The organism is Streptomyces sp. NRRL WC-3605 (assembly GCF_001509795.1).
Taxonomy (GTDB): Bacteria; Actinomycetota; Actinomycetes; order Streptomycetales; family Streptomycetaceae; genus Streptomyces; species Streptomyces viridochromogenes.
The window spans coordinates 22,970-36,302 of record NZ_LLZN01000072.1; the positions used below are offsets into that span (position 1 = coordinate 22,970).

Here is a 13,333-nt window from a genome sequence, read left to right on the forward strand (position 1 = left end):
TCCACCGTGCCCCACCGCGGGGCATCGCGCGAGCCGTCCGTCAGCGCGCCGTGCTCAGCGAGAGCGCGAACCGGCCCTCGGCGTCCGTCCACCAGTGCGTCAGCTCCAGGCCGGCCGCCGTGAGTTCCACGCGCACCCCGTCCCGGCGGAACTTCGCCGACACCTCGGTGCGCATCTCCTCGCCCGCCGCGAAGTCCACGGCGAGGCCCAGCGCGGGCACCTTCACGGTCTGCGCGGTCCGGGAGCGCAGCCGCATCTCGATCCACTCCTCCCGGGGGTCCCACACCGCCACATGGTCGAAGGCGCCCGGGTCGAAGTCGGCGCCCAGCTCCCGGTCGATCACGGCGAGGACGTTCTTGTTGAAGGCGGCCGTCACCCCGGCCGCGTCGTCGTAGGCGGCGACCAGGACCCGTTCGTCCTTGACCAGGTCCGTGCCGAGCAGCAGCGCGTCACCGGGGGAGAGCAGCGCCCGCACCGAGGCGAGGAACGCCGCGCGCTCCGGCGGCAGCAGATTGCCGATGGTGCCGCCGAGGAACGCCACCAGCCGCGGTCCCGGCGTGTCCGGCAGGTCCAGGCCGGCGGTGAAGTCGGCGATCAGGGCGTGCACCTCGAGCCCCGGCCGCTCCTCGACGAGCGCCTGCCCGGCCTGGGTGAGGGCGCTCTCGCTGACGTCGACGGGGACGTACGTGTGCAGCCCGGTGAGGGCGTCGATCAGGTAGCGGGTCTTCTCCGAGGAGCCGGAGCCCAGCTCGACGAGGGTGCGGGCGCCGGTGGCGGTGGCGATCTCGCCGGCCCGGCCGGTGAGGATCTCCCGCTCCGCGCGCGTCGGGTAGTACTCGGGCAACTCGGTGATCTTCTCGAAGAGTTCGCTGCCCTGGGCGTCGTAGAACCACTTCGGCGGAAGTGTCTTGGGGGTGCCGGTCAGGCCCGCGAGGACGTCGGCGCGCAGCGCGGCCGAGGTGGCGTCCTCGGGGAGGGTGCGGGTGATGCGGAACGGACTCACGTGCTGGGCTCCTTGCGTGGTGCGTAGGCCAGGGCGCCGCTCGGTTCCTTGAGCGGGGTGAGCAGGACGTCGGTGCGGCTCGCGGCGAGCAGGGTGCGGTCGGGGACCTCCTGCCAGTGCGGGTCGTCGTCGTAGGGCTCGGAGGCCACGACGGTGCCGCCGCCGGTCCGGCGCAGATACCAGAGCGTGTCGCCCCAGGTGGTCGCGGTGATCGTCGCGCCGTCGGTGAGGAGCAGGTTGAGCCGGGAGCCGGGGGCCGCCTCGGCGACCTCCAGGACCGGGTCGGCCAGCGCCTGCCCCTGTTCGTCGCCGTCGCGCAGCCGTGCGAGCACCAGCGCCCACACGAACGCGGAGTCGTTGCGGGCCTCCATGGACAGCAGGTCCACGGCGGGCAGAGCCGGCGTCAGTGGTGCGAGCGAGCCCGGCCAGCCCTTCACGGCCCCGTTGTGGCTGAACAGCCAGGCCCCGGCGGCGAACGGTGCCGCCGCGGCCTCCTGGTCGGCGCCCGGCACGGTCGCGTCCCGTACGGCGGCGAGCAGCGCGGTGCTGCGCACGACCCGGGCGAGGTCCGCGAACGACGGGTCCGCCCACATCGGCCCCGCGCGCCGGTACCGGGCCGGCACCGGGTCCTCCTCGGCGTACCAGCCGACGCCGAAACCGTCGGCGTTGACGGTGCCGTACCGCTGGTGCCGCGGCGCCCACGCCTGCCGGTACAGGCCGTGCGCGGGGTCCACGAGGAGCCGGCCGAGCGGCTCCTGCGGGCCCACATAAGCGAGGTGACGGCACATCAGGCGCCCTCGGCGGAGCGCGCGGTGCGGAACCCGGAGAAGATCTGCCGGCGGATCGGGTAGTCCCAGTTGCGGAACGTGCCCCGGCAGGCCACCGCGTCCACCGCGAAGGACCCGCCGCGCAGCACCTTGTGCTCCGGCCCGAAGAACACCTCCGAGTACTCCTTGTACGGGAACGCCTGGAAGCCCGGGTACGGCAGGAAGTCGCTCGCCGTCCACTCCCACACGTCGCCGATCAACTGCCGTACGCCCAGCGGCGACTCGCCCTCCGGGTAGCTGCCCGCCGGGGCCGGCCGCAGATGGCGCTGGCCCAGGTTGGCGTGCCGGGGGGCCGGGTCGGCGTCGCCCCACGGGTAGCGCGTCGAGCGGCCGGACACCGGGTCGTGCCGGGCGGCCTTCTCCCACTCGGCCTCGGTGGGCAGCCGCCGTCCGGCCCAGCGGGCGTAGGCGTCGGCCTCGTACCAGCACACGTGCAGCACCGGCTCCTCGGGCGGTACGGCCTCGGTGACGCCGAAGCGCCGCCGCAGCCACTGCCGGCCCTCCCGGTGCCAGAACAGCGGCGCGTGGATGCCGTGCCGCCGGATGTGCGCCCAGCCGTCCTTCGTCCACCAGCGCTCGTCGTCGTAGCCGCCGTCCTCGATGAACGCCTGGTAGGCGCCGTTCGTCACGGGCGCCGTGTCGATGTGGAAGGCCGCCACCTCGCGCCGGTGCGCGGGACGTTCGTTGTCCAGCGCCCACGGCTCGGTGGACGTGCCCATGGTGAACGGACCGCCGGGGACCAGGACCTCGGACGGCCCGGTGAACGGGGGTGCCGGCTCCGGGTCGGGGGCGGTCAGGGCCTGCGGACCCCTGCGGAGCTGATGCGTGATCAGCATCGTCTCGTCGTGCTGCTGCTCGTGCTGCGCGATCATCCCGAACGCGAAGCCGGCCTCGGTCAGCCGCGTCCCGTGGAACGCGGTGCCCTCCAGGAGGTCCAGGACCCGGCCGCGCACCTCGGACGCGTACGCCCGGGCCTCGGCCGGAGGCAGCAGCGGCAGAGAGGGGCGCTCGGAGCGCGGGTGCTCGAAGGCGTCGTAGAGGCCGTCGATCTCGGGGCGCATCGCGTCCCGCCCGGCGACCGCCCGGAGCAGCCACTGCTCCTCCTGGTTGCCGATGTGGGCGAGGTCCCACACCAGCGGGGACATCAGCGGCGAGTGCTGGGCGGTCAGGTCCGGGTCGTCGACGCAGCTGGTCAGCAGGGTCGTGCGGGCACGGGCCGTGGTCAGGGTGGTGAGGGCCCGCTCGCGGAGCGTCTCGGCGTCGAGGGCGGGGTCGTTCATGGGGTGTCCTTCCCGTGCGGGGTCCCCGCCTGTGAGCGGAGCCGGGGGTGCGGGCGGTCCGTGCCGTGGTGCCCGTCGAGGAGGTCGTCGGCGGGGCAGCGGCCCCGGGCGACGTAGCGGTCGTGGTAGGCGGCCACCGCGTCCGTGACCGCGGTGTCCGCGCCGAGGCGCGGCAGGGCCTCCTGGGCCGCCGTGAAGCAGATGACCGCGACCTCGTGGAGCTCGGGGTCGGCCAGGCCCGAGCGGGCCGCTCCGGCCCACAGCGGGTTGTGCGGCGCGGGCCACGACAGGGACCGCTCGGCGAGCGGCTTCACGGCCCGGTAGGCGGTCTCGGCCGCCTGCGGGTCGTCGAAGAGCGCGGTGGTCACGGCGAGCGGCACGATCCAGCCGTCGTCGCCGGGCTGCGCGTCGATCATCCGCAGCTCCAGATGGCCACGCGGCCTGACCGGCGGGAACAGTGTCGTCAGGTGGTAGTCGAGGTCCGCCCGGGTGGGCGGCCGGGGCGCGCCCGACCGGGTCCACTCACGGAATGACAGCCCTTCGGGCACCTCCCAAGGGCCGTTCTCGCTGCGGACGCACATCACGGGGGCGTCCAGCACGTGCCGCGCCCAGCCCGCCCTGGGGTCGCCGTTCAGCGGGGGCGCGCCCGCACGGCCGGGACCGATGTCCATCCAGAACCGCTGCCGGGTGGAGACCCAGCCGGTCGGCTCCCGCCCGGCCAGCGGGGAGTTGGCGAAAGCGGCGACGAGGACCGCGCCCAGCTGGTGGGCGAGCCACCAGCGCCGGCCGTGGCCCAGCGGTCCGGGTTCCTCGTACCCGGCGTCCAGGCAGACCTGCACGGAGGCCGAGGTGCACATCATGGCGCGGCCCGCCGGACCCCTGCGGTCCAGCACCGTCTCCATGGCGTCGTAGCGCGGCTCGCGCAGGAACCGGCGCGGCGGATGCCAGGGGTCGGTGCCGAGCCCGGCGAGGGCGAGTCCCTGGCCGGCCAGGACCGCGCGGACGGCGGCGAGGTCGGCGGAGACGATGCCGACGCACTCGGTGAGCGAGCCGGCGGGGGGCGAGCTCAGCTCCAGCTGCCCGCCGGGCTCCACGGTGAGAGCCGACCTCAGGGGCAGGGAGCGCACTGCGGCGTAGGCCGCTTCGAGTCGTTCGGGTGTCACGGGGAGCCGCGGGTCGCGCAGCTCCTGCACTATCCATTCCACTTCCACCCCGAGCGTGCGGGGCGGGCCGGTCTTGAAGCAGATGCCCCGGACCAGGGCCTCCACTTCGGCTTCGGTGACCACGGTGCGGGAACGCTCCGTACAGTCACTGACCGAGTCGGACATATCGGAATCCTCCTGAGAGTCCACGATGCCATCGGCCCACGGATCTCGCGGGCCGGAGCGGCACACTCGTCCCACCCAAGACGTTCGCGGCGACTCGCACAAGAGTGCTTACTCGGCATGTTCGGGGTCGGTAATCTCCGTTTCCCGGGCGTGTGCTGGGCCTTTCCCAGCGCGTTCCCGCGGCCGTCGGCGCGCCGAAATTCCTGTTGCGGCGCAGCACCAGGATCGCCCAGGATGCTCAGGTGAGCACGACGGGGGAGAACACGAGCGGCCCGCGCGGTCGCGGGTTCATGGCGCGCACGGGGGTGGCGCCATGAGCGCGCGCCTGCGCGGCATCGCGAAGGAGACCGAGGAGATCGTCGCCGCGGGCTCCTACCGCGCGCCGGACGGCCGCGAGGTGTCCCTCGCCGCCGCCGTCCGCGCGGCGCGCGAGGGCACGCGGATGTACGGCCCCGAGCCCGTACCCGTGCCGGACGCGGCCGCGGTGACGACGTCGTTCGAGGTCACGGGGGAGAGCAGCCTGGAGGCGGCCCGCCGTCTCGGCGCCGGCACCGCCGTGCTGAACTTCGCCTCCGCCCGCAATCCCGGCGGCGGCTTCCTGAACGGCGCGCAGGCCCAGGAGGAGGCCCTGTGCCGCGCCTCGGCCCTCCATTCCTGCCTGCGGGCGGCGCCCGGGTTCTACGAACACCACCGCGCCCATCGCGACCCGTTCTACACGGACCGCGTCATCCACTCGCCGGGCGTACCCGTCTTCCGTGACGACCGGGGGCGGCTGCTCGCCGAGCCGTACACGGCCGGCTTCCTGACCGCCGCCGCGCCGAACGCGGGCGTCGTACGGCGTACGGCTCCCGGGCGCGCCGGCGACCTGCCCCGCGCGCTCGCCATCCGCGCCGAGCGGGTGCTGGAGGTCGCCGCCGCGCACGGCTACCGGCGGCTGGTGCTCGGCGCCTGGGGCTGCGGCGTCTTCCAGAACGACCCGGCGCGGGTCGCCGAGGCGTTCCGGGGCCTGCTCGGACCGGGCGGACGGTTCGGCTCCGCGTTCGAGCACGTGGTCTTCGGCGTCCTCGACCGCACCCCGGACAGCGCGACCCGCGCGGCGTTCGCCGCCGCGTTCCCCGTGGGTCAGGTCCAGCCGTAGCGCTCGTGGAGCCGGCGCCGGACCAGGTCGAAGCGGCCCCGGTCCAGGGCGCACGCCTCCCGGCGCATCCCCTCCTCGTGCAGGCGCAGCACGCGGTCGACGCCCACCCACGAGTCCCGGCCGGTGCGGTCCCAGGGGCCGCTGCCGATCGCCACCCACTCCCGGTCGCCGTCGTGCCGCTTGCTCGACAGCTGCACCGCGAGGAACGTCCCGGCGGCCTCCCGCGCCACCACGAGCACCGGGCGGTCCTTGCCCCGGCCGTCGTTCTCCTCGAAGGGCACCCAGGTCCAGACGATCTCCCCGGGGTCCGGGTCGCCGTCGTGCGCGGGCGAGTACTCGGTGCGCACCTTCCCCACCGCGCGCGGGTCGGCCTCGGTGGTGGCGGAACGGCCGTGCCGGCCCGGGACGTTCTCTTCGGTGTACGTGTTCACGCAGGCACCCTAGTGCTGTGACCGGAAAGGTTCACCGGCTCGCGGCGCCCGGCACCTCAGCCGGCCGCGACCGGGGCCGTCTCGCCCTGCTGCGGGGGCCACAGTTCGTGCCAGCGCAGCTCCGACTCCAGTTGCGCGGCGAGGGAGATGAGCAGCGGCTCGCTGTGCGCAGGTCCGAGCAGTTGGCCGCCGACGGGCAGGGAGCCCACGAAGCCGGCCGGGACGTTGACCCCGGGCCAGCCCAGCACGTTCCACGGCCACGCGTACGGGCAGGCGGCGATCATCGCCCGGTCGGTGGCGAAGCCGCCGAGCCCGGCCAGCGCGCCGATCCGGGGCGGCGGAGCGGCGGTCGTGGGCGCGAGGACGACGTCGTAGGTCTCGTAGAACCGGCCGATCCGGCGGTGCAGGACCGCCTCCGCGCGCCGGGCCGCCCGCAGCGGGGGTCCGCCGAGCAGCCGGCCCAGCCGGACGGCGCCGCGGGTGCGCGGGTCCAGGAGAGCGGGGGAGGGCACGTCGGCCGCCCACTCGGCGATCCCGGCCGTGGCGCGCGGCACGAACGTCAGCCCGATCCGGCCGTACGGCGGGTCCGCCTCGACCACGTCGTGGCCCAACGCCGCGAGCCGCGCGGCGAGTTCGACGACCTTGGCCCGCACCTCGGGCTGGAGCCGGGCGGGTACCGCCGTGAACGGCGGCTTGAGGGAGAGCGCGATGCGCAGCCGGCCCGGGTCGCGGCGCACGGCGCCCGACGCGTCGACGGCGGGCGGGCGGTGCGGGTCGCGCGGGTGGTTGCCGGCGGCCGCGTCCAGCAGCAGCGCCGCGTCGGCGACCGTGCGGGCGAGGGTGCCGTTGACGGTGATGCCCTTGAAGGACTCGCCGCGAGGCCATGTGGAGATGCGCCCCCGCTGCGGCTTGATGCCGATCAGGTGCGTCCAGGAGGCCGGGATGCGGACCGAGCCCGCGCCGTCCGAGCCCAGGGCCGCCGGCACCAGACCGGCCGCCACCGCCGCGGCCGAACCGCCGGAGGAGCCGCCCGGGGTGTGGTCCGGGTGCCAGGGGTTGCGGGTGGCGCCGAAGGCGGGCCCCTCCGTGAACGGCCACTGCCCCAGCTCACAGGTGTTGGTCTTGCCGACGATCACCGCCCCGGCCGCGCGCAGCCGCCGTACGGCCTCCCCGTCCTCGGCGGCGGGCGGGAACTCCCCGCGGCAGCCGAACGCGGTGGGCTCGCCCGCCACGTCCATGTCGTCCTTCACCGCGACCGGCACACCGAGCAGCGGCAGCCGCTCACCGGAGGCCAGCCGTTCGTCCGCCGCCCGCGCCTCCGCGAGGGCGGCCTCGGCCCGGACCACGCGGAACGCGTTCAGGGACCCCTGCGTGGCCTCGATGCGTGCCAGCGCCTCGGCGACGAGAGCCCGCGAGGTCACCTCCCCGTCGGCCAGCGCGCGGGCGGACTCCATGAGACCTGCGGCACGGTCGGGCGTCATTCGGGGCACCTCCGGGACGACGATGTCTACCGAACGGTAACCTCCTGCGGGCCGGGGCGAAACGTTTTCGCCCGGTGTGGCTCCCAGGACCTGGAAGCCGCATCGCCACCGCCCGCGTGGACGGCCCGTCAGCCGGCGACCGCGGCGACGTACGGGGCCAGCTTGGCCGGGTTCAGGACCCACATCAGCCGTTCGATGCCGCGGTCCGAGACGTCCGCGCACAGCAGCGCCACCGGCTGGTCGTCGCGCCGCACGAGCACCGCGGGCCTGCCGTTGGCCTCCACCCAGCGCACCTGCGCGTCCGGCCAGAACCGCGGGGCGAAGGCCACGAGGTACCGGGCCACCCGCTCCCGTCCGGCGACCGGGACACGGGACGCCCCGCGCATCCCGCCGCCGTCCGCGTAACTGACGACGTCCTCGGCGAGCAGGTCCTCCAGCGCCGACAGCGTGCCGGTGCGCGCCGCCTCCAGGCACGTCTCCAGCAGCCGCCGGTGCGCACCCTCGCTCACCGGCTCCCGGCGTGCCGCCTTCAGATGCTTCCGGGCGCGGCTCACCAGCTGACGGGTGTTCGGCTCGCTGGTCTCCAGGATCTCCGCGATCCGTCCGTACGGGTAGTCGAAGGCCTCACGCAGCACATGGGCGGCGCGCTCCTGCGGGTTGAGCCGCTCCAGCAGCAGCAGGACCGCCAGGTCGACGGCCTCCGCCCGCTCCGCGCCGAGTTGCGGGTCCGCGCGGGTGTCGACGGGCTCCGGGAGCCACGGGCCCACATACGTCTCCCGCCGCCTGCGGGCGGACTGCGTGGAGTTGACGGCCAGGCGCGTGGTGACGGTCGTCAGGAACGCGGCCGGCTCCCGGACGGCCGAGCGGTCGGCGCGCTGCCATCGCAGCCAGGTCTCCTGGAGGACGTCCTCGGCGTCCGCCACGCTGCCGAGCATGCGGTAGGCGATGCCGAAGAGCTGGGGACGCGCCGCGACGAAGTCCTTCATCGCGTGCTCGAGCGAGTCCCCGTCCGCCGTGGCGCGGTCGAGGGGTTCGCGGTCGTCCCCGTCGCCCATCGTGCCTCCCGTGCCGGCCCACCCGCCATGCTAGTGCTGTGACCGGACCCGGCGAACCTTCCCGGTCACAGCACTGGATGTCCGTCCGTCGGGGCGCCCCGGCGGACGGACGCGGGGGCGCCGGTCAGCCGAACATGCCCGGACGGTAGTCCCCGGCGGGCTGCCGGTTGATGACGTTGACGCGGTTGTAGGCGTTGATGAGGGCGATCAGCGAGATCAGCGCGACGAGCTGCTCCTCGTCGAAGTGCTTGGCCGCCCGCTCCCAGGCCTCGTCGGTGACACCGCCGGACGCGTCGGCGATCCGGGTGCCCTGCTCCGCCAGTTCGAGGGCGGCGCGCTCGGCGTCCGTGAAGACGGTGGCCTCCCGCCAGGCCGCGACCAGATGGAGGCGCTGAGCGCTCTCGCCGGCGTGCGCTGCGTCCTTCGTGTGCATGTCGGTGCAGAAGCCGCAGCCGTTGATCTGGCTGGCGCGGATCTTCACCAGTTCCTGGACGGTGCCGGGCAGCGACGAGTCCGAGATCGCCTTGCCGGCGGAGTTGACGTGCTTCAGCACCTTGCCGGCCAGCGGGCTGCCGAAGAAGTCGAGACGCGGTTCCACGGTGAACTCCCAGAGGTAGGAGGGATACACCTCAAGGACCGGTCCGGGCGCGCGGATGTGACATGCGGGCGGTGTGGCCTGCGTCACCAGGGCTGCGGGGCGAGTCACTTCATCGTTCGGCGCGCACAACACCCGCTGACGGCGAAGGACTTGAGTGAGCGGCAGGCGCTCGCCGCCCTCTTGATCGCAAAAGTTGAACATGTGACGTATGTGCACTTGTGAGAAAAGATGCGCCCTCTGAGGCGATGTGGTCATCTGGGTTGTGGAGGCTATGGCTGACCCCAGAGGAGATGGTGATATGCCTTCCATGGACAAGGCGACCAAGGACACGACCGGCGTCCGCACGGACCTCGACGCGGCCCTCGACCCCGCAGAGCCCGACGGAGTCTTCCGTGACAGCCGGGAGTGCGCCGCCCTGGCGCTGCTCTCCGCGGACACCCAGCTGCTGCTGTCCCCGCCGACCCCGCGCCCGAAGAAGGGCTAAAGGACCGGCGAACCCGACAGGAGCACGCTGAATGGAGCAGTCAGGCACTTCGGCCCTCTTGCAGGGCGCGGTGCAGGACCTTGCGTCCGACGTGGTCTCCGCCCTCCGGGGCGGGGACCATGTGCGCATGTCCGGCACCTCCGCCATGGACGACGTCGAGGGCAGTCTCATCCTCGCGGCCGTGCGGGTACTGGGAGCGGATCTGCTCCTCCCGCACGTCCTCTTCCCGACCCCGCCCGACCCCGAGGCGCTCGCCGCCTTCCGCCGTACGGCCGAGGCGTACCCGCCCCGCCCCGAGGCCGGCCCCACCGTCCACTGGAGCCACTGGGCGATGCGCCGCACCCTCGCGCGCCTCGGCTCCCCCCTGCCCGCACCGCCCGGCACGGACGCCGGCGAACCCGGGACCGAGTGGCTGGAGACGGCCACCTGGCAGGTCCTCACCCATCAACTCGCCGTCCTGGCCGCCCTGGCCGTGCCCGGGGAGGACAGCGCGGTGGCCCGCGTCGCCCGCGGCCGTCCCGTGGACCTCGCCCGCGGCTTCGTCCGGGCGGTACGCCGCCGGGACTGGCAGCAGGCGGCCGGAGCGGGACGCTGGCTCACCGTCGTGGACGGCGTGCCGGACACGCTCGGACTCGAAACCGGCCTGGACTTCGTGGAGCTGATGGGCGGCACCGACGCACGGGTCGCGCTCCAGGTGCAGGCCGCGCGGATCACACGGGCGGCCGGAGCGCTCGTATGACGGCGACGGACGTCGCGCGGATCCAGGAGGTGGGCGCCGCGGCGCTCGCCTGGCTCTCCGCCCACCGGGACGAATTCGCCCTCGGCGAGGGCGCGCTCGCCGCCGACGGCCAGGTCGACGCCACCTGGAAACCCCTCGGGGAACTGGCCCAGACCTGCGCGAGCGTGTGCGCGGGTACCCCGGTCGGCGACCCGCTGCACGAGGCCGCCGCCGGCCTGCTGCGGTTCGCCTGGCGGCAGACCGGGCAGGGGGAGCTGTTCCTGCACCTCCAGCGCCTGGAGCCGTTCGCGACATATCCCCTGGAGATCTACTCCGTCTTCGCCTCCGCGGGCCTGCGGCACCCCGGTTACGAGACGGCCGCCGCCGTCACCGCCCGTACCCGCGGCTGGCGTCTGACGGAACAGGACCCGACCCGCCGGCTCGGTGTGCTCAAGGCCGAGCGGCGCGGCGGCGTCCACCGGGCCGATGACGCCGAACTGGTCCTGCGGCACACCTGGCTGGGCGGCCGCCCGGAACCCTGGACGTTCGAGCGGTCCGCCGGATACGCGCTCACCCACGTCGTCTTCCACCTCACCGACTGGGGCCGCGCCCCCGACGCCCTCCCCGCGGACCTGTCCGAATACCTCGCCCACTGGCTGCCCGCCTGGCTCGACACCTGCCTCGACGCCGGGATGTGGGACCTGAGCTGCGAACTGCTCGTCGTGGCGGCCAGCCTGCCGGACCCGCCCGACCCCGGCGTCCTGCGGGACGCCTGGCCCCGGATCGCCGGCGCCCAGTGCGCCTCGGGCGCCCTCCCGCAGCAGGAGTACGGCGACGGGCGGGAGCCGGACTTCCTGCACTGCTACCACTCCACGCTCATGGCCGCCTTCGCCGCCGCGCAGTGCCTCACCCGCCTGACCGCCGAGGCCACCGCCGGCACCGGCGGACACCACCGGTACAGGGGACAAGGAGTGCCCGGATGACCGACACCCGTCTCATGCACACCGTCGGCGTCCGCGCCCTGGAGTGGCTGTGGGCCCACCGCGACGGCTTCCGCCTCGAACCCGACGCCGACCCCGAGGTCGGCTTCCTGGACCGCTTCAAACCCGTCGGCGAACTCGCCCTGATCTGCCGGGTGCTGTTCCGCGAGGGCGTGGCCGGGTCCCGGCAGGCCGACCTGGCCCGCCGGCTCCTCGACCACTCCTGGCGCGAGACCCTGGACGGCGGCCGCATGCTGGCCCGCGGCCAGCGCGTCGAACCGCTGTCGCCGATCCCGTTCGAGGTGTACCTGCCGTACAAGGAACTCGGGTACAGCGAGCCCGAGGTGGAGCGCGCGGTGCGCCTCTACCACCGGCTGGAGAGCTGGTCCGCCCTCGAGGTGGACCCCAACCGGCGGCTCGGACTGGCCGCGTTCCAGCGCCGCTTCGGCCTCGCCCCGCGCACCCCCGAGACCGATCTCGCGGGCGCCACCTGGCTGGGCCACACCCCCGAACCGTGGACCGTCAGCGGCCACATCGCCTACGACGTCACCCACACCGTGTTCCACCTGACCGAGTGGGGAGCGCACCCCGAGGGGCTCCCGCCGCACATCGCCGACTACCTCACCACCTGGCTGCCGGTCTGGATCGACGACTGGCTGGACCTGGAGCGCTGGGACCTGCTCGGTGAACTCCTCGTCGTCGACGCCTGCCTGCCTCGCCCCACCCTGGACGAGCGGGCCTGGGACGGCTTCGCCGCCGCGCAGCAGGCCGACGGCGCCATGCCGGCCGTGCGGTCGATGCCCGAGGGCGACCCGGACGAGGTGTTCGACCTGGTGTACCACCCGACGCTGGTGGCCGCGTTCGCCTCGGTGCTGGCCACCTCGCGTGCCCTGACCGCCCTCACCCACGCCCCCGCATGAGCGCCGCCGCGGCGCCCTGGCCGGGCATGGCCGAGGACACCGTTCGGCGGGCCGCCGCCCCTCGCGGGGACCACGACGGCCTGGCCGAGCGGCTGGTGCGGACCGTCGACGCCGTGGACGCCCCCGACGTCGTCTTCGCGGTGTCCCGCGACGGCCGCCGCACCCTCCACTGCGGGGGCACCGCTGTGTCCCCGGCGGTGCCCCGGCAGGACCTGCGCTACGAGATCGGCTCGGCCTCGAAGGCGTTCACCGGCCTGCTGTTCGCACGGCTCGTCGGCAGCGGCCTGCTGACCGGGGGTGAACCCGCCGCCGCCTGCCTGCGGCCCGGCCGCCCCGCCGGTCCCGACCCCGTGACCCTCGCCCACCTCGTCACGCACACCGCGGGACTGCCCGCCCTGCCGCCGGGCTTCCGCCGCAGCGCGCTGCCCGCCTGGCGCACCAACCCCTACGGCCGCTACCCGGCCGAACGAGTCGTCGACGCCTTCCTGCGCCACAGCCCCCGGCACCGGCCCGGCACCCGGTGGCACTACTCCAACTTCGGCGTCGCCGTGCTCGGGCACGCACTGGCCGCCGTCACCGGCACGCCCTGGGACGAACTGCTCGCCGGACACGTGCTGCGCCCGCTCGGCCTGACCGGCACCTCACTGCGCCCCGAGGACCCGAAGACGGATGCGACCGGGCACGCCAAGGACGGCCGCACCCCCACCCTCCCCTTCGACGCGGGCGGCTTCGACGCGGCCGGTGCGGTCCGGGCCACCCCGCACGACCTGCTCACCTTCCTGGAGGCGCACCTCGACCCGGCCGGCTCCCCGGACGCCGGCGCGCTGCGCGCGGTGCGGACCCCGGTGCTGCGGCGCGGCCGGGGTCATGTCCACGAACACACCGTGGCGTGGTTCCGGCACCCCACCGACGGCGGCCCGATGTACTTCCACAGCGGGGCCACCCTCGGCCAGCAGGCCTTCCTCGGCTTCCGGCCGGACACCGGGACGGCGCTGGTCGCGCTGTGCACCCGCCGGTACCGCGCCCGCGACCCCTTCGTGCCCACGGCGTACGCGCTGCTCGCGGAGGACTGACGGAGGACCGACGCACC

General features: G+C 74.5%; 14 protein-coding genes. 6 read left to right on the forward strand and 8 right to left on the reverse strand.

Going from position 1 to position 13,333, the window contains the following annotated elements; translation table 11 throughout:
• Positions 1-40 precede the first annotated feature (40 nt).
• From egtD to egtA, 4 genes are read right to left on the reverse strand one after another with little or no spacing between them, the layout of a single operon-like run.
• On the reverse strand, positions 41-1,003 hold the full coding sequence (gene egtD / locus ADL34_RS24380) for an L-histidine N(alpha)-methyltransferase (protein WP_062671713.1): 963 nt from the start codon (positions 1,001-1,003) through the stop codon (positions 41-43).
• The gene (gene egtC, locus ADL34_RS24385; protein WP_062671710.1) at positions 1,000-1,791 is read right to left on the reverse strand and encodes an ergothioneine biosynthesis protein EgtC; all 792 of its coding nucleotides are present in this window, start codon (positions 1,789-1,791) and stop codon (positions 1,000-1,002) included. Before egtC ends, egtD begins: the two co-directional genes overlap by 4 nt.
• A complete protein-coding gene (gene egtB, locus ADL34_RS24390) occupies positions 1,791-3,110 on the reverse strand; it encodes an ergothioneine biosynthesis protein EgtB (protein ID WP_062671708.1) in 1,320 nt (439 codons plus the stop codon). Before egtB ends, egtC begins: the two co-directional genes overlap by 1 nt.
• Positions 3,107-4,438, reverse strand: a complete 1,332-nt coding sequence (gene egtA / locus ADL34_RS24395; protein ID WP_062671706.1) for an ergothioneine biosynthesis glutamate--cysteine ligase EgtA — start codon at positions 4,436-4,438, stop codon at positions 3,107-3,109. Before egtA ends, egtB begins: the two co-directional genes overlap by 4 nt.
• 313 nt (positions 4,439-4,751) lie before the next feature.
• Between egtA and ADL34_RS24400 the strand changes: the two genes are divergently transcribed.
• Complete coding sequence (locus ADL34_RS24400) at positions 4,752-5,576, forward strand: TIGR02452 family protein (RefSeq protein WP_062671704.1); 825 nt, start codon at positions 4,752-4,754, stop codon at positions 5,574-5,576.
• Here the strand turns inward: ADL34_RS24400 and ADL34_RS24405 are convergent.
• From ADL34_RS24405 to ADL34_RS24420, 4 genes are all read right to left on the reverse strand, one after another.
• The gene (locus ADL34_RS24405; RefSeq protein ID WP_062671702.1) at positions 5,561-6,007 is read right to left on the reverse strand and encodes a type II toxin-antitoxin system PemK/MazF family toxin; all 447 of its coding nucleotides are present in this window, start codon (positions 6,005-6,007) and stop codon (positions 5,561-5,563) included. The two genes, ADL34_RS24400 and ADL34_RS24405, sit on opposite strands and share 16 nt — an antisense overlap.
• 56 nt (positions 6,008-6,063) lie before the next feature.
• Positions 6,064-7,488 carry an amidase gene (locus ADL34_RS24410; protein ID WP_062671700.1) on the reverse strand — a complete coding sequence of 475 codons (1,425 nt, stop codon included), beginning with the start codon at positions 7,486-7,488 and terminating at the stop codon, positions 6,064-6,066.
• Positions 7,489-7,616: 128 nt separating this feature from the next.
• Complete coding sequence (locus ADL34_RS24415; RefSeq protein ID WP_402549589.1) at positions 7,617-8,474, reverse strand: RNA polymerase sigma-70 factor; 858 nt, start codon at positions 8,472-8,474, stop codon at positions 7,617-7,619.
• A gap of 193 nt (positions 8,475-8,667) precedes the next feature.
• A complete protein-coding gene (locus ADL34_RS24420) occupies positions 8,668-9,141 on the reverse strand; it encodes a carboxymuconolactone decarboxylase family protein (protein WP_062671760.1) in 474 nt (157 codons plus the stop codon).
• 298 nt (positions 9,142-9,439) lie between these two features.
• Here ADL34_RS24420 and ADL34_RS35795 point away from each other — a divergent pair, with 298 nt between their 5' ends.
• The 5 genes from ADL34_RS35795 to ADL34_RS24440 are packed head-to-tail and all read left to right on the forward strand — an operon-like array spanning position 9,440 to position 13,316.
• Positions 9,440-9,625: a hypothetical protein gene (locus ADL34_RS35795; RefSeq protein ID WP_086872279.1), complete on the forward strand. Its 186-nt coding sequence runs from the start codon at positions 9,440-9,442 to the stop codon at positions 9,623-9,625.
• 31 nt (positions 9,626-9,656) lie between these two features.
• Positions 9,657-10,364, forward strand: coding sequence for a hypothetical protein (locus tag ADL34_RS24425; RefSeq protein ID WP_062671696.1), 708 nt, complete (start codon positions 9,657-9,659; stop codon positions 10,362-10,364).
• The gene (locus ADL34_RS24430; protein ID WP_062671694.1) at positions 10,361-11,326 is read left to right on the forward strand and encodes a DUF6895 family protein; all 966 of its coding nucleotides are present in this window, start codon (positions 10,361-10,363) and stop codon (positions 11,324-11,326) included. The genes ADL34_RS24425 and ADL34_RS24430 overlap by 4 nt, the downstream gene beginning before the upstream one ends.
• Positions 11,323-12,243 (forward strand): DUF6895 family protein, encoded by a 921-nt coding sequence (locus tag ADL34_RS24435; protein ID WP_062671692.1) that lies wholly within the window; start codon positions 11,323-11,325, stop codon positions 12,241-12,243. Before ADL34_RS24430 ends, ADL34_RS24435 begins: the two co-directional genes overlap by 4 nt.
• Positions 12,240-13,316 carry a serine hydrolase domain-containing protein gene (locus ADL34_RS24440; protein WP_062671690.1) on the forward strand — a complete coding sequence of 359 codons (1,077 nt, stop codon included), beginning with the start codon at positions 12,240-12,242 and terminating at the stop codon, positions 13,314-13,316. The genes ADL34_RS24435 and ADL34_RS24440 overlap by 4 nt, the downstream gene beginning before the upstream one ends.
• Positions 13,317-13,333 lie beyond the last annotated feature (17 nt).